Genomic DNA, 17393 nt, shown 5'->3' on the forward strand with positions numbered 1-17393 from the left:
GTTATAGTTATTTACGAGGAGTTTGACTCACAATATTTTTCAGGAGGTAAACTAATATGACAAACGCAAATGATCGTAGCCGTCGTTTCACAACAGCAGGTGGTGCTCCAGTAGTAAGCAACCACGACTCTATGTCTGCAGGTCCTCGTGGTCCACTTTTACTTCAAGATGTATGGTTAGTTGAAAAATTAGCAAACTTCAACCGTGAAGTTATTCCGGAGCGCCGTATGCATGCTAAAGGTTCAGGAGCATTCGGTACATTCACTGTGACACATGATATTTCTCAATATACGAAAGCTAAAATCTTCTCTGAAATCGGGAAGAAAACACCAATGTTCGCTCGTTTCTCAACTGTAGCGGGAGAACGCGGTGCTGCAGATGCAGAGCGCGATATTCGAGGCTTTGCATTGAAATTCTATACAGAAGAAGGTAACTGGGATTTAGTTGGTAATAACACACCTGTATTCTTCTTCCGTGATCCGTTACACTTTACAGATTTAAACCACGTAGTAAAACGCGATCCACGCACAAATATGAAAAACGCAAACTCTAACTGGGATTTCTGGACTTTATTACCAGAAGCGTTACACCAAATTACAATTGTTATGTCTGACCGTGGTATTCCAACAGGTTATCGTAATATGCATGGTTTCGGCTCACACACTTACAGCTTCATCAATGCACAAAATGAGCGTGTATGGGTAAAATTCCACTTCCGTACAGAGCAAGGCATTAAAAACTTAACAGGTGCTGAAGCAGCTGAAATTATCGGTAAAGACCGCGAATCTTCACAACGTGACTTGTACGAAGCTATCGAACGAGGCGATTTCCCAAAATGGAAAATGTACATTCAAGTCATGACAGAAGAACAAGCGCGTGAATTACCTTATAACCCATTCGACTTAACAAAAGTTTGGTATAAAAAAGACTTCCCACTAATTCCAGTTGGCGAATTCGAGTTAAATAAAAACCCTGATAACTACTTTGCAGAAGTAGAACAATCATCGTTTGCACCATCTAACATTGTGCCTGGTATCAGCTACTCTCCAGACAAAATGTTACAAGCTCGTATTTTTGCATACGCAGATGCAGCTCGCTATCGCTTAGGCGTAAACCACCACAGTCTGCCTGTAAACGCACCAAAATGCCCATTCCGTTCATTCCACCGCGATGGCGCTATGCGTTTTGATGGCAATCTCGGTTCTACATTAAGCTATGAACCAAACAGCTACGGTGAATGGGAGCACAATCTAGACTATAAAGAGCCACCATTACGTATTGATGGTCATGCTGATATCCACGACTTCCGAGAAGATGACAATAACTACTTCGAACAACCAGGTAAATTATTCCGTCTGTTATCTGCGGAAGAGCAACAACGCTTATTTGAAAATACAGCAAATGATATGGCTTCAGTTGAAGAATTCATCAAACGTCGCCACATCTTACACTGCTATTTAGCTGACCCTGCATATGGTGAGGGTGTAGCGAAAGCAATGGGTCTATCATTAGAAGGTATGGATCTTTCAAATCCGTATGTAAAAAAAGAAGTAAAACAAGTAGCAAACATCTAATATTCCCCTATATTGATATCCAATAATACTTGCAGTCATTGGCAAGTAGACAAAAGGTAGCGAGAATGTGCATTTCTCGATGCCTTTTGTCATTTTTACTTCGTTATTTTGCTAGTCCCAATAAGCTTTATAACAAGTAGCTACATTGGAAGACTATCGTACATATTTCAATCTTCCTTCGTTCTAAAGCTTTCGCATCTGTCACTTAGACTATCTTTACCGTTTACTATTCAGTAGATTGGCGTAAGCTGCCTCAACTGACTTAAAGGTAACTCCCCCACTCACTGAAAAAGTAATATGCAGTGGAATTCATTTTTTGTTGTTTCCTTTTACTATGTATATCTGTCATCGTCATATAGGTGTTCTTGTATACCATTTATATGAAAATTCCACAACTTTGTACTGTTCTTATTCCTAATGTCGCTAAAATTTTTTGGCATTGATACGTGACAACTATTACAAAACTGGAATGGAGGAAAAAAGATGTCGATTCGAATGAAACTATATATTGGATTTAGTACAATCATTCTTTTATTACTAACTATTTCCTCAATCGCTTACTACCAACTGAATCACATTAATAATTTAAATAAAGACTTATTTGAAAACCGTGTTTATAAGCTGATTCAAGTCGATAAAATTGTCATTGCTTCTTCAATGCAGAGCAACTATCTTCGTTCATATATTCTCGAACCCAATGAAGCAACCATTAAAAACCTCGATGACCAAGAAAAGTTGATTCAAGACAAGGTGGAAGAGCTAGATAGCTTATTCACTTCAGAAACGACACAAAAGCAAATGGAAGTTATTAAAGCCAATCAGGCGATTTTTGAAAAAGCAGCACTGGAGATTATTAATACATACAGTCCCGATAATTTACAACCTGCCATTGACATTCTTCGAACAAAAGCACGCCCTGCTGCTGCTGCAATCCAACAAGCCGCACATGAAATTGCATTTTATGAGGAAAGACAAGTACAGTTAGCACGTGCTGAGTCGTCAAAAGTGGAAACTATAAGCTCATCGATTATCTTAATTCTCGCTGCCTTTTCCACAAGTTTAGCCTTTCTCATCGCCTTCATTATGACAAGGATTATTACAAAGCCTGTCAATCGCCTAGCTAAGGCAGCAAATATCATTGCTACCGGTGATTTACGTCAAGAGGATGTGAAAGTAAAGACAAAAGATGAGATTCGAAAGTTAGCCGATTCATTTAATGTAATGAAAGCAAATTTGCGCTCTCTCATTGACAATATAGCGATCAATGTAGAACATACTACTACAAGTGCAGGAGAATTAGCCGCAAGCACTGACGACGTTACTTCTTCTTCAAATGACGTTGCTAAACGCGTAGAATTAATGGCTCGAGGCGGTAGTCAGGCTGTCATGACAGGGCAAGAAACCGCTATGGCCATGGACGAAACTGCACGTGGAGTCCAGCGCATTGCTGAAGCCACACAGATGCTTCATTCGAGAGCGCTTGATACACAAAGCGTTGCGACTGATGGTGAAAAGATGTTGCAAAAGACCGAAAATCAAATGATGGTTATTCAACAATCTTCAGATAAGACAAATGCGCTTATTAAACAGTTAAGTACGCAATCGACTGAGATTGAAAATATAACGAAAGTCATTACTGAAATTACCGATCAGACCAACCTACTAGCTTTGAATGCTGCCATCGAAGCAGTGCGGGCTGGCGAACATGGGCAAGGATTTGCTGTCGTGGCAGATGAAGTACGTAAATTAGCGGAGGAATCCAAAATATCAGCCAACCAAATCATTAACTTAATTAATGATATTCAGCAAAATACATTGGAAGTCGAAAAAGCGGTGAGCGTTACAGTACAAAATATTGATGAAGGCGTTTCTTACATTCAACATGCGCAAAACGCATTTAATGGCATTATGGGCGCAATTGAAGATATGGCATCCGAAATAGAAGACGTTTCTGCTTCTACTCAACAAATTTCTGCAAGTACTGAAGAGGTTGCTGCATCTGTCAATGAAATGTCTGCGGTAGCAAAAAACGTGGCAGAACAATCTGAAACGATTTCAAGCGCAATTGAAGAACAAACATCCACCATCCAAGAAATGAATGCTGTTGCACAATCTTTAAACGACGGGGCTACCACCCTTCAAGCACATATAAATAAATTTAAAGTCTAAAAAGCTAAGACAAAAAAGTGTTAGATTGATTGCAGTCAATCTAACACTTTTTGCTACTATGGTGAATCGGATGTTGTCCGCGGTTTATCGGTGATTTCTTTTGTTACTGATACAATCGGCTACCAGCTTTTTTAAACTCTTGAGCCTTTTCCTTCATTCCTTGATGGATAGCTTCTGTCGTATTTAAATCTTTTTCTTTAGCATAGTTACGAATATCTTGAGAAATTCTCATACTGCAAAACTTAGGGCCACACATTGAGCAGAAATGGGCTGTTTTCGCTCCCTCTGCGGGTAATGTTTCATCGTGGTATTCTACTGCTCGTTCTGGGTCTAATGATAAGTTAAACTGATCGCGCCAGCGGAACTCAAATCGCGCTTTGGATAGCGCATCATCTCTTTGTTGTGCCCCAGGGTGCCCTTTCGCTAAGTCAGCCGCGTGTGCCGCAATTTTATAGGTAATGACCCCTACACGAACATCTTCTCGATTTGGTAAGCCTAAATGTTCTTTCGGTGTCACATAACATAGCATCGCTGTGCCAAACCAGCCAATCATCGCTGCGCCAATGGCAGATGTAATATGGTCATAGCCTGGCGCGATATCCGTTGTAAGAGGCCCCAATGTGTAAAAAGGTGCTTCTTTGCAAACTTCCAATTGTTTGTCCATATTTTCTTTAATGAGATGCATCGGTACGTGCCCAGGTCCCTCTACCATTACTTGTACATCGTGCTTCCATGCAATTTGCGTTAACTCTCCTAACGTATCAAGCTCCGCAAACTGTGCCTCATCATTGGCATCAGCAATTGAACCTGGGCGTAAACCATCCCCTAATGAAAAAGCAACATCATACGTTTTCATAATTTCACAAATTTCTTCAAAATGAGTATATAAGAAGTTTTCTTGGTGATGGAATAGGCACCATTGCGCCATAATCGAACCACCACGCGACACAATGCCCGTTACGCGATTAGCTGTGAGTGGTACATAACGAAGCAACACGCCTGCATGAATCGTAAAGTAATCCACCCCTTGTTCAGCTTGCTCGATCAACGTATCACGATACACTTCCCATGTTAAATCCTCGGCTACACCATTGACCTTTTCGAGTGCCTGATAAATTGGCACAGTTCCTACAGGTACAGCTGCATTACGAATAATCCATTCGCGGGTTGTATGAATATGCTTGCCAGTAGATAGATCCATTATATTATCTGCGCCCCATCGTGTAGCCCATGTCATTTTTTCAACTTCCTCTGCTATAGAGGAAGAAACAGCTGAATTACCAATATTGGCATTAATTTTGACATGAAAGTTTCGGCCAATAATCATCGGCTCTGCCTCTGGATGATTAATATTGGATGGCATAATGGCACGTCCTGCAGCAATTTCTGCACGTACAAATTCTGGTTCTACATGTTCACGAATCGCTACAAATTCCATTTCCGGGGTAATAATCCCTTGTCTTGCATAATGCAGTTGTGTCACGTTGCGACCTTTTTTTGCACGTAATGGTTTTCGGGAAAGCTCCGGAAAAACGTTTTCCTTCATACGAGGGTCGTCTGCTTTGCGGAAACCATTATCCTCTGGTTTAATCGTCCGCCCTTCGTACTCCTCTACATCTCCACGTTCTTTTATCCACGCACTACGCAATGCAGGTAAACCTTTTGTAATATCCACTTTGTAAGTTGGATCTGTATAAGGACCGCTAGTATCATAAACACGCACTGGTGCATTATCTTCTTCTCCAAAACTACCCGTTGTTGGGCTTAGCTGAATTTCACGCATCGGTACTAAAATATCTGGGCGTGTTCCTTCTACATATACTTTTTTACTTCCGTCAAAACTTGTCATAATGGTAATGTTCTTTTCGCTAACTGTTGTCATATACTATTCCGCTCCCTTTTCCATAAATTTTCAAAAAGGACCGAATCTAGCTCACGCCAATAGGTAGCATTACAAATAAAAAAGCCGAATCCAAAAATATTGGATCCGGCTGTACATGTAAGGTTTATTTATCGCAAAAAATTCTAGGAGTGCGATGTTCATTAACTTTCCCACGCTGGTATGAGCCAGATCAGGTCCAAAGGGTCAAGAAACCTCTATGCGTTTCCCTCTCAGCCCGACTCATCGGACTCCCCTAGTTATAGCTATTAAGTTTGATGATAGTGTAACAGATTTTTCTAATAGATGGAAGTTATAATTAGATTTATCTTGCTATTATCCTCGAGTAATTACGTAAATAGCAGTTCTGCTAGATAAATGACAATTGTTACTGTTAGACAGCTAACAATCGTGGAAAAAAGAACCGTTTGCGCAGCAGTTGCCGACTCAACATCATATTCTAATGCCAAGCTAGAGCTATTGCGTGAGGTCGGAAATGCACTTGCAATGAAGAGTGACTGAGCGACAACACCATCTAAACCGAGGACAAAAATAATAAGCAATGCAACGGCTGGGCCTACTACTAGACGTGTAATGCAGCTAACAAACACCGTTTTATTGAACATGGACTTGATTTCAAGCTGTGATAGTTGTGCACCCAGTGTAATAAGCGCTACAGCAATAAAGCCATCAGCTACGTGGTCAATAGGAATACGGATAAATTGTGGAATGCCAATATTAAAGAAATTCATTGCCACCCCTATTATAAGGGCATGAATAATAGGCATTTTCAGGAAGTCTTTTATGATCGCCATCCCTGATTTAGTCGAAGAGATTAAATTATATAAACCATATGTATAGGTCGTCATATTTTGAAAAATAACGAGAATCACTTGGATTGCCACCCCAATGGGCTGCGTTGCGAAAATCATTTGTGCAACTGGAATACCATAGTTGCCGGAGTTAATAAGGACAACACTATTTTTAAACACTGCCGTCTCTGTTTTCGCTAGACCAAGCCCCTTCGCTAAAAAATGACTAAGCACCATTTGACTGCCGATAAAGAGCACAATAAATAATGCCACTTCCCCCAGCACTGATAACTCCACACTTGTTTCATATAAATTCACAAATACCGCAGCTGGCATAAAACAATACGTAATGAGCTGAGATAATGCTTTTAAATTAAAAGAAAATTTCTTTTGTAAAAATGCACCAAGTACAAGCAACACTAAAATAGGGGCAACTATTTTAAAGAAAATCATACCGAGATACATCATGGAGGTGACCCCCTTTCATCTCTTTCTATAGTAAAACTGTTCACAGCATGGGTCAATGCTCCCCCGCTAGTATAAGTTTACATAAAAAAGAACTGCCCCTTGCTAGGACAGCTCCTTTTTATGTTTGTAGGTTTTTGCTTTGCTTAGCGGGTATTTCATCTTGTTTCGCGGGTAAACCTCCATGCTTCACGGGTATCACCCTGCTTCGCGGGGAAATCACCTTGCTCCGCGGGTATCACCCTGTTTCGCGGGTAAATCTCTCTGCTCCGCGGGTAAACCTCTTTGCTTCGCGGGTATTTCACCTTGTTTCGCGGATAAACCTCTCTGCTTCGCGGGTATTTCACCTTGCTCCGCGGGTAAACCACTTTGCTCCGCGGATATCACCCTGCTCCGCGGGTATTTCACCTTGTTCCGCGGGTAAATCTCCCTGCTCCGCAGGTAAACCTCCTTGCTTCGCGGGGAAATCTCTTTGCTCCACGGGTATCACCCTACTTCGTGGGTATCACCATGCTCCGCGGGTAAATCATTCTGCTCCGCGGGTAAATCTCCCTATTTCGCGGGTATTTCACCTTGTTTCGCAGATAAACCTCTCTGCTTCGCGGGTATTTCACCTTGTTCCGCGGGTAAATCTCCCTGCTCCGCGGGTAAATCACTCTGCTCCGCGGGTAAACCCCTTTGCTTCATGGGTATCACCCTGCTTCGCGGGGAAATCTCCCTGCTCCGCGGGTAAACCTCTTTGCTTCGCGGGTATTTCACCTTGTTTCGCGGATAAACCTCTCTGCTTCGCGGGTATTTCACCTTGCTCCGCGGGTAAACCACTTTGCTCCGCGGATATCACCCTGCTCCGCGGGTATTTCACCTTGTTCCGCGGGTAAATCTCCCTGCTTCGCGGGTAAACCTCTTTGCTTCGCGGGGAAATCTCTTTGCTCCACGGGTATCACCCTACTTCGTGGGTATCACCATGCTCCGCGGGTAAATCATTCTGCTCCGCGGGTAAATCTCCCTATTTCGCGGGTATTTCACCTTGCTCCGCGGGTAAACCACTTTGCTCCGCGGATATCACCCTGCTCCGCGGGTATTTCACCTTGTTCCGCGGGTAAATCTCCCTGCTCCGCGGGTAAATCACTCTGCTCCGCGGGTAAACCCCTTTGCTTCATGGGTATCACCCTGCTTCGCGGGGAAATCTCCCTGCTCCGCGGGTAAACCTCTTTGCTTCGCGGGTATTTCACCTTGTTTCGCGGATAAACCTCTCTGCTTCGCGGGTATTTCACCTTGCTCCGCGGGTAAACCACTTTGCTCCGCGGATATCACCCTGCTCCGCGGGTATTTCACCTTGTTCCGCGGGTAAATCTCCCTGCTCCGCAGGTAAACCTCCTTGCTTCGCGGGGAAATCTCTTTGCTCCACGGGTATCACCCTACTTCGTGGGTATCACCATGCTCCGCGGGGAAATCATTCTGCTCCGCGGGTAAATCTCCCTATTTCGCGGGTATTTCACCTTGTTTCGCAGATAAACCTCTCTGCTTCGCGGGTATTTCATCTTGCTCCGCGGGGAAATCACCCTGCTCCGCGGGTAAATCTCTTTGCTCCGCGGGTAAACCCCTTTGCTTCATGGGTATCACCCTGCTTCGCGGGTAAACCTCCTTGCTTCGCGGGTAAATCTCCCTGCTCCGCGGGTAAACCTCCTTGCTCCGCGGGTAAACCACTTTGCTCCGCGGGTATTTCACCTTGTTTCGCGGATAAACCTCTCTGCTTCGCGGGTAAATCACCTTGCTCCGCGGTTATCACCCTGCTTCGCGGGTAAATCTCCCTGCTCCGCGGGTAAATCACTCTACTCCGCGGGTATTTCCATCTCGCTTTATTAAGCAAGTTTAAATCGATTCACGACCTCTTGGAGTTCTTTAGAAATTTGGTTCATGTTGTTGATAGATTCTGCGACCTTTTCCATTTCTGCCTGTTGGTCTGCGGCTGATGCACTCACCTGTTCTGCAGAAGCAGCAGTTTCCTCTGAAACGGCAGAAATACTTTGAATCGCCGTAATGGCTTGGTCCTTTTGCTCCAACATTTGTGAAAGTTCTGACAATAGTTCATTAATTGCTGTTGCAATTGATTGAGATAGCTCGTTATTATCCTTAAAAGCTAACTCTGTATTTTGTACCGATTCATTTTGCGCTTGCATTAAGCTTGCATTGGAAGCAATAACGGATACCGTTTGCTTTGAATCTGCTAGAATGCTAGAGACCGTTTGTTTAATGACTTCTGTTTCGTTTTTAGACTGCTCTGCCAGTTTACGCACTTCCTCTGCTACTACTGCAAAGCCTTTACCGTGTTCTCCCGCTCGAGCAGCTTCTATACTTGCATTCAGTGCTAATAGATTCGTTTGCTCTGTTATTCCTTGAATAGATGCAATAATTTGATTGATATTGTTAATATTGCTAGACAAAGATTCCATTTGACGTTGGATACGTCCATTCATTTCATTCGTTTCCGCATTTCGGTCACGTAAACTTTCCACTTCTTTCATGCCCTGCTCTGTAGAAGTTTGTGTTTTGATTGACAGCTCGTCCATTTGCTTTGACAACCTTGTAATGGCGTCAATTTGGTCAGATAAGTCAATCATTCGATAATTCGTTTCTTCTGTATCCTCTGATTGTTTTGATGCACCTTGCGCTATTTCGTTAATTGCGACAGATACTTCCTGACTTGATGCTACAATTTCATTAAAGGCTTCATGAACATGGTCGGATGATTGATTGAGCAATGTTGAAGAATTTAATACCGTATGTATGGCATCATTCGTCTTATCCAGCATATTATTATAAGCTAATGCAACAGCACCAATTTCATCGGATTTTATAAATTTATCATCTATCTTTTTCGTTAAATCGCCTTCTGCTGCTGTTTCAATCGATGTACGTAAAACCTTTAAAGGCTTCAACTGCTTAAATATAAACATCGCACTAGCAGCGGCCATTAAAATTACCATAATAATTGCTGATACAATCGTGAAGACAAGGATTTTATTATATGTTTCTAATATTTTAGAATTAGGTAAAACTAATTGCACTGACCATACTTCATCGATATTTTCTAACATCATTGGAGCAAAAGCATTAAAAGATTTTTCCCCAAGCTGCTTCGAGTCTACATATAGACTGTCCGGTTTTCCTTCATCCATAGATTGTCTAATACTTGTCCAATCAACCGCATCCTGCATATTTGTCCCATCTAACTTTTCGTTAATACTATTGACCGTTAACATGCCTTGATCTGTAATAATGCCTGCATAACCACCATCAGGCTGTATAGAGTCAGCTAATTCCTTTAAAAAATCGATAGATAAATCAGCTGTTAATACGCCAAAATATGTACCAGAAGCGTTATACAGTGGCACAGCAATAGTCGTCATCGAGACAGTTTTACCGTTCACATCATAATCATACGGCTCTGTTAATACAGCACGCCCTTCTCCTTTTGGTATCCGATACCAATCATCCTCCGCTTTCGGGTCGTCAATTCCTTCTATAGGATCTGTGTTGATTTGGTTGCCATCTTTAGTTAGATAAGGGATAAAGCGATTTTTCACATCAATTAATGCCGTATCAGTAGTCGGTCCTACTTTTACCGCACCATTTTCTATAACGGCTCCTACACCAAGTAAATCATTATTATTCGTTAAATTCGTATTCAGTATATCCATTACACTTTCTGTCGAAAGCGCATCATTTTTTTCCATTGCTTCAACAATACGTTTTGTTGTTTGTAATGTATCATTGGCTTTTTTAAACCGTTCGCTCATTTTTGCAGCAGATAACTCCGCATTTTGCAACGTTGCCTTTTCTGAATCATCGACACTCTGATTATGTAGAGTAGCGCTAGTTACTAATGTATAAGCAACAAATAATACTAAAAATACACCTAAAATTAAAGAAGTGAGCTTTAATGCAATACTTTTGGATTTTTTCATTACAAACACCTCCATTTTTATAAAATAATCATAATGTATCATTGGTAGTATAACAATAAAAGTTTCACTGAATTTACCAAGCAACGTAAAGTTTTCAATTAACAAAGTCTGTTTACAATCCTATTTGTCGTAAATAAGACGTATTGAGTTTAAAAAAACATCGGACCTTTTTACCTATTCAGCTAAAATATGCATATAAAATCCTTAAGCTATGATAAAATTAAGTATAAAATATAGGAGGTTTGCCCATATGAAACACAAAAGAAACCTAGCCTTGCTTGCACTAGTAGCAGTACCTTCACTTATCTATTCAACACCTATAACGTCAGCCTCAGCTGCTAATCATTCGGCACATGCCAAGACTGCTTACATATATAATAATTACTATAATGCTAACGTTAACAACGTTATCCAGTTGATTTCCAATATTAATGATACATCCTTCTCGTTTCAGCCATACTTAGAAGCTGCACTAAAGGCGTACAATGCGTTAACAGAAACTGAAAAGCAATATGTAACGAATTATGGGACACTATCCAATCATCAACAAACAAGAGTAAGTTATCGTCGACTAGCTGCACAAATAGAAGAAAAATTAGCTTCCGTTGACTCTACTTCTGTTAACTATTATCAAAATGTAATTGAAACGAGAGATTGGTACAATAGGTTAAATGCTGCGCAAAAAACCTTTGTAAGTGAAGCAACCCAAAAAATACTGACGTCAACAATTACACCGAATACTTCTGTTGATAAAGTTGTTAATAAAATTCAATTGTTAAACGCTTCTCGAATTAGCTTCCATAAAGATGTGGCAGAAGCGCGCGCTGAGTATAATGCATTGCGAAAATTCTCCAATGTTGTTTTACCTGCCGGGATTGAAAAACAATTATTAGATGCCGAACAGGTCGTTATATTGGATAAATCCGCAGCGAAGCAAGTAGAAAATACCATTGCTGCCTTATCGCCAAAAACGTCTACAACACAGGATGTCCAAGCAGCAAAAAACGCTTTTGAAGCATTAACACCCATACAACAACAGCTTGTTCCAAACGTTTGGAAATTAGTAGACTTTGTAAAAGGGAAATATAAACTACCTGAAAATGGTCATACAATCGATACACCAACATTGTCAGACTCGGCAGCCGTACCTGGTAAAAATACACTAATGTCTAAGAGTAGAAGAAACACGTATAAAGCAAAAATTAATGTTGCTGATTCTGAAAATAAAAATGAACGTTTTGTTTTAACAACGAAAGCAAATATGGTTCTAATCATCCCACCGCTCAATACACTTGTTAATAAGGATTCAGGCGTAATGGATGTTCAGCTGACAAGAAATTTAAATCGCATTACTTTCCAAGCCCTATTAAATAAAAAACCTGTTAAATTTGATGCGAATATTGAAATTATTTTAGAAAATTTACCTGACAATGCTTCCATTGTTCAGCTCAATGAATTCGGTGACCAAGAACCTGTTTCCTATACAGTCAATGGCAATCAATACATTATAGAAACTCAAACTTCTGGTACGTTCCAAATTATTAGAAATTAACTTATAGAAATCCCATACCCTGTCTTAAGCGGTGTGGGATTTGTCATTGCAAATAAACCACAATTAAACAGTAAGCCACTAGCATGAACATTAGCTAGTGGCTTTCTCTTTTTATATTTATTGTGTTCTAGGTTGAATTAATACATAATCTAAAGCTGCTGGATCTGTAGAAGCTTTTGCATAGACAATATTTCCATATTTATCTTTCGTGAATAGATAAATTCGTTGATCTTTTTGGAATACGTTTGTTGAATTAGGATCACTACCTGTTTGAATCGCTGTGAAAGTCTTCGCAGAACTTGCATCAGAAGGTGCTGTAATCTTACCTTTACCATAGGAAACAATTGCTCCCCCAGGAATATACGTAAAGTTATTACTATCTGCTTTCGTAATAACATCCATAACATTATCAGGCGTTAGATTATATCCTGAGTTCAATACAGCGTAGTAATACTGCTGATCCCATGTAATATCGGCATTCAGATTCGCAACAACTTCAACTTTCTTAGAAATATTTAAATTACTTGGGAATTGCGTATCTGGTAATAATGTCGCAGAAGTAATTGTATTCTCTTTTGTTGGATATTTATACTCTGCTCGATCCTTACTAAATGTCCAGCCGCCTTTATCTTTCGCGGCAGCATTGACACTAATATCAAAGCTTTCTTTTACTTCGGTATTAAACTTGATAATAAGCTTGCGAGATTCCCAATCATTTGTACCCGTAACATCTTTCCAGCTATGTGTGTAAGTTGGTGTAATAGGCGTTGTTGTACCTGGTTGAACTAATTTAAAATCAAATCCTGTATCGACAGCCTCTGAAAATGTTACTTCAAATGTTTTGCCATCAATTCGTTTATAGATTGGATCTTCTACCTTTGGTGGTGTTCCATCTGCAAAGAATGTATATTTCATAACACCCGTACCATTTGAACCAGGCGTTAGCGTTATAAGTTTATTTTGCTTCTCATCAAATGTGTAAACTTTTGATTCTGTCCCTTTTTGCACCATCGTGACATTATTATATCGGTCTTTTACTGCTACATATAGCTCATACTCTTGATGTGGCTCAAGCGTTAAAGAAATCTCATTTGTATCTTTACGCATGCTGCTCGTAATTCCCTTAGCCATTACTTCTTCAGGCGTTGTTGGTCCAGGCGTTGGATCGCCAACCTTTCGAAGGACGTAGTAATACGAACCATCCTCATCTGACATAAATTTAAAGGTTGCTTTCCGATCACCTTCCAATATTTTAATAGACGTATTGTCAATAACAGGAGCTGTACGGTCATCAATTACATGTTTTGATTGAATATCCGAGACATTTCCTGAACGGTCTCGCAACACCATATAAATGGAATAGCTCTTAAACGGATCTAACGGCGGAATTGTATTAGGGAGCGGAACTGTCACCTTTTGTTTCCCTAATTGTGCTGGCTTATTGCCACCACTGCCGATAATCGGGATATTTTTGCCCCCTACATTAAATTCTTTTGCATTTAATTGTACAGCTTCGATTAATCGTAGACGGTCATCTCTTGTTAAATTTAAATCGGATTCCATAATTAAATAATGGTAGGTTCCCGCTTTTGTCGCATTAAATTCGACTAGTGTTTGGTCTTTAGCAGCGTTAATAGCAGGTTCTCCAATAATCGTTAAATATGGCCACTCACCGTCTTTGTGAATATATTCTGCAGTATTGCGTGGAACAGCATTCACTGGTGTATTGTTAATATTTTCAAATTCATTACTGGCAAGGTCTTTTACATTTGGAGATATCGTTACAACCAAGTTATCGCCATTAACGAAACCTGTCAAAGAAGGGATTATGAACGTTAATCTTTTTTGAGCTTTATTATATACAACCTTTTCTGGTCGAATTGGTTTTTGTAATCCTTGATTGACAATACCTGTTCCTGTCAGTTCATAGTTTTCAACTTTTTCAGCTGCAATCGGATCTAATTCCTCACTGACCGTTACATAAAATTCATTTTTAATTTCATCTTGTAAAAAGAGTTCTCCACCCACAATATATGGAGGTAGATTGTCTAAAGCACCTGTTTTGAATTCTTTGATTGCTTCTTTTGGAATTGGATCAATTGAATTATTCCCTGAATCATCCTTCATCACTACAAAAAGTTGATATTCTTGTTCAGGGTCTAAACCTGTCAGTAATCCAGGAATTCCCAATTCACCTGCAAGTGCCTTCCCTTTACCTGTTGGGTTAGCCATTACATCTGCAGTTGTCGGATCTGCGGCAGTTGTCTTTTTACGTACAAAGTAGAAATATTCCCCTGGTTCACTCGCTGTAAATGTAAACTCTGCCCGTGTTCCACCATGTAGAGGGGTTACCATTAGCGATTTTACTGATGGTGGCGATGAATCTTTCATTTGGAACGATTGCGATTTAATATCTGAAGCATTTTTCGCTCCATCTACTACCATGACATAGACAACGTATTCTTTTTTCTCACCTAAATTAGAAATTTTGAACGTATTTTTACCGTTTACAGCTGATGCCGTGCCACTTGCTGCATTATCTGTAGAAATGCGATTCACCATTTCTCGTTTAGTTGGTACTTCTACGCCCTTTTCTCGCACAATATAGTAATACGTTCCTACTTTATCTGACGTAAACTCTACTTGAACATCGCTACCATTCAAGACCGTTAACTTGGTAATATCAATTAACGGTTTTGTTTTATCCGCTGGCTTTTGGTTATCAATATCATCTTTATCGATTGGTTTACCGTCAGGGTCAGTAATATTCCCCACATTATCTTTATCATTTAAGAAGTCATCAAAAATATTATTTGGTCCTTCGTCTTTTGGCAGAATTACTTTATCGATATATGTGTAATCACCAATATCAACCCAACCATATGCATTATCTACATAAAGCGTGCCTACACGACCATCAATATACAGTTGTAAATCGGTATAGCTATTGTAATTTATCCAATCGATATTGCTATCTCCGTATATTGTAAGGGCTGTTTCTGTATCTAAATTTAACGTACCGATATTACCTTGGATTTCAAACTCACGTACGTTTCCGATAATATCAACACGCGGTAATTTTGTATTTGTTTCAATTTTTGTACCACTTTGCGACACAACAAGTCGTGATACAGTGCTATTGTAAAACTCAATGCTCTTTTCGACATTTTTCATTGTCACTTTGTCTTTTGACCAGTTTTCAAAAGGCTTGTTTTTATCTGGATTTTGATTGGAGTCGGTCCAGTTTTGAAGATCGCCTGATGGGTTGCTATTAGAGCTTTCATCTTCTGGCTTATCTGGATTTGACCAGTTAATAAATGAAAAATTATTGCTTGCTACACGGCCAATTGCTAATGGCTTATAGTAGGATACATCTAAATGTAAAGGTGGACGAACTGTTTCATTTACTAACATTGTGCCGGTTAGCGTAACATTATCGAACGCAATATAGTTCCCATTGACAACGATTGTGCCACCAAACGATTTATAGTCACCGTCAAACTGTAACTTTCGAGAGCTCGTCCCGCTTGCATTCAACGTTAACTTTGCAACTGAATAAATAGATTTCCCTGAAATATCTCCCTCAATAAATGCACCCTTTAATACATCTGCATTGTATTCATTGAAAATATGTGAAAGGTTTTCAGGTACTGAATAAGGTTCAGAATTTATGTAAACAGTATCATCTTCAACACCAGTAATCTTATAAGTTGATACATTCCCCTTTTTCTCTTGTGAACGAACAATAAAAGAGGCAATTTGACCTCGAGTTACTGCATTGAACGGAGAAAATGTGACAGGTGTTGTTCCTTCTGTAATCTTTAAATCTACTAATGTTTGAATATAGTAAGCATTGCTTGATTGGCTATTAATATCTTGGAAGCTATGATTAAAATTCGATGCTACCTCGAATTTAAAGCCAAGCACTAAAATTTTGGCTAGTTGCCCGCGTGTAATCACTTCATTTGGCATAAATGAGCCATTTGCATAACCAGACATAATGCCTGCATTTTGCAACGCTGCTACATATTTATAATATTCATTGCTCTTTGGTACGTCTCTAAAATAGGGATCTTCTACATTTTTTAAATCTAACTTTAAAACTGTAGCGAGCATTTTTGCTGCTTGACCACGTGTTACATTTTGATTTGGTCGGAATGTTTTATCTGCAAATCCACTAATTGCACCTTGAGCGTATAATTTTAAAATATTGTCATAGTGACTTGAATATTGGTTAATATCTACAAATGGTGAAGTAGCTGCTGCTACTTTTTGTGGTGGTGGTACAACAACAGCAATCCCGCTAGTAGCAAAAACAGTTGCGATCAGTGCTTTGTTCACTTTTTGGATTTTTGTTTTATCCATCTCACTCTTCCTTTCACATCTAATTGATACGCACAAACTTCATTTTCATCATACCCTTTATATCGACAGGTAGATAGCGAACCTTCATAGTATTTCTAAAATAATGGAAGAAAGTCTTGCCCAAATTAAAAAGCCAAGAAGCATCGGTGCTCTCTTGGCTTTAACAAAATATAGGCATACATCATATCATACTTGTTTTGTCATAAGGGAAAGGGGGATAACCTTAAGTCCTGTCAAGTTTGATCAAGAGATGTGTCCCGAATTTACATATCAATTTCATAATAAGCGTGTGTCACACAAGGATGACTTATACTTAAGCTTACCCAACTATTCGTCACATTAATCAAGTACCCTAAAATAAAAAATGTAAACATCATTTTTATGAAAATTCTATCAGTGATTTACTCACCGGTATCAGCATTTCTACCAGCCTTCACTCCCTTCGCACGTCCTCCACCATCTAAATTCTAAATTTTTTTACTTTTATTGTTATTCTGACATATAATTTTCTGATAAATTAATTTATAATGAAAATTAACATAGTCAATCTAATCGTTCATCTGTTATAATACTGATTAAAATAATTAAAATCTGTATTAATACAGAATG

At 39.6% G+C, this 17393-nt stretch carries 7 protein-coding genes and 1 riboswitch; of the genes, 3 read left to right on the forward strand and 4 right to left on the reverse strand.

What is annotated here, in order from left to right; genetic code table 11:
• The first annotated feature begins 56 nt into the window (after positions 1 to 56).
• Positions 57 to 1574, forward strand: a complete 1518-nt coding sequence (locus tag LS41612_RS21880; RefSeq protein WP_024360746.1) for a catalase — start codon at positions 57 to 59, stop codon at positions 1572 to 1574.
• A gap of 483 nt (positions 1575 to 2057) precedes the next feature.
• The gene (locus LS41612_RS21885) at positions 2058 to 3743 is read left to right on the forward strand and encodes a methyl-accepting chemotaxis protein (protein WP_024360747.1); all 1686 of its coding nucleotides are present in this window, start codon (positions 2058 to 2060) and stop codon (positions 3741 to 3743) included.
• A gap of 103 nt (positions 3744 to 3846) precedes the next feature.
• On the opposite strand, the gene thiC is transcribed toward LS41612_RS21885, so the two are convergent.
• The 3 genes from thiC to LS41612_RS21905 form a co-directional block, all read right to left on the reverse strand.
• Positions 3847 to 5625 (reverse strand): phosphomethylpyrimidine synthase ThiC, encoded by a 1779-nt coding sequence (gene thiC / locus LS41612_RS21890; protein WP_024360748.1) that lies wholly within the window; start codon positions 5623 to 5625, stop codon positions 3847 to 3849.
• Between the two features lie 150 nt (positions 5626 to 5775).
• Positions 5776 to 5890: riboswitch (TPP riboswitch) on the reverse strand.
• An 82-nt stretch (positions 5891 to 5972) separates the two neighbouring features.
• Positions 5973 to 6902, reverse strand: a complete 930-nt coding sequence (locus LS41612_RS21895; RefSeq protein WP_024360749.1) for an AEC family transporter — start codon at positions 6900 to 6902, stop codon at positions 5973 to 5975.
• A 1859-nt stretch (positions 6903 to 8761) separates the two neighbouring features.
• Positions 8762 to 10867, reverse strand: a complete 2106-nt coding sequence (locus LS41612_RS21905; protein ID WP_105928939.1) for a methyl-accepting chemotaxis protein — start codon at positions 10865 to 10867, stop codon at positions 8762 to 8764.
• Positions 10868 to 11117: 250 nt separating this feature from the next.
• Between LS41612_RS21905 and LS41612_RS21910 the strand changes: the two genes are divergently transcribed.
• Positions 11118 to 12419 (forward strand): hypothetical protein, encoded by a 1302-nt coding sequence (locus LS41612_RS21910; protein WP_024360753.1) that lies wholly within the window; start codon positions 11118 to 11120, stop codon positions 12417 to 12419.
• Between the two features lie 117 nt (positions 12420 to 12536).
• Here LS41612_RS21910 and LS41612_RS21915 read toward each other — a convergent pair whose 3' ends face one another.
• Positions 12537 to 16784, reverse strand: coding sequence for an S-layer homology domain-containing protein (locus LS41612_RS21915; RefSeq protein WP_024360754.1), 4248 nt, complete (start codon positions 16782 to 16784; stop codon positions 12537 to 12539).
• Between the last annotated feature and the right edge of the window lie 609 nt (positions 16785 to 17393).

The organism is Lysinibacillus sphaericus (genome assembly GCF_002982115.1).
GTDB classification, from domain to species: domain Bacteria; phylum Bacillota; class Bacilli; order Bacillales_A; family Planococcaceae; genus Lysinibacillus; species Lysinibacillus sphaericus.